1 protein-coding gene is annotated in these 777 nt (G+C 35.8%); it reads left to right on the plus strand.

The annotated features are described in order from the left end of the window. On the plus strand, positions 1–777 hold a 777-nt coding region (locus tag IEY73_RS34605; RefSeq protein WP_229716424.1), incomplete at both ends, for a hypothetical protein.

Raw genomic sequence — 777 nt, forward strand, 5'->3', positions numbered from 1 at the left:
ATCAAAATTTAAAAGAGCAAGAGAAAATCAAAAAGCGTTTGTCAAGAAGCATTAAGGGCAATGATTTCTACACTTTCATGAAAGACAGATTGTCTTTAGATATTTTGTTGATAGATGAAATTTTGTATCGTTTTATAGATAAAATCAGGAGCAGTATTGATATTTTTAGCGAACAAAAAGATGTGGAAAGTATCAGTAATGCTTTCCTTTTGCGTTTAGGGCAATTCAAACTCTACACTTTCCCTAAAAATTTAGACAATGTCAAAATGCATGAATTAGAGCGGATGTTTAGCGATTATGAATTGCGTTTGAACACTTATACCGAAGTCTTGCGTTACATCAAAAACCACCCTAAAGAAGTGCTTCCTAAAAACCTGATCATGGAAGTGAATATGGATTTTGTGTTAAACAAAATCAGCAAAATCTTGCCTTTCACAGCCCATAGCTTGCAAGTGAGTAAGATTGCACTTGCTTTGATGATTTTAGCCTTATTGCTAGGTTTAAGGAAGCTGATCACTTGGCTTTTAGCTTTATTGCTGGATTGGATTTTTGAAATCATGCAACGCAATAAAAAAATGCATGTCAATGTGCAAAAAAGCATTGTTTCGCCGGTTTCTGTCTTTTTAGCCCTGTTTAGTTGCGATGTGGCTTTAGATATTTTCTACTACCCTAACGCATCGCCCCCCAAAGTTTCTATGTGGGTGGGCACGGTGTATATCATGCTTTTAGCATGGTTAGTGATAGCGCTTTTTAAAGGCTATGGGGAAGCATTAATTA

Origin of the sequence: Mangrovihabitans endophyticus (genome assembly GCF_014646155.1) — a bacterium.
GTDB lineage: Bacteria > Actinomycetota > Actinomycetes > Mycobacteriales > Micromonosporaceae > Actinoplanes > Actinoplanes endophyticus.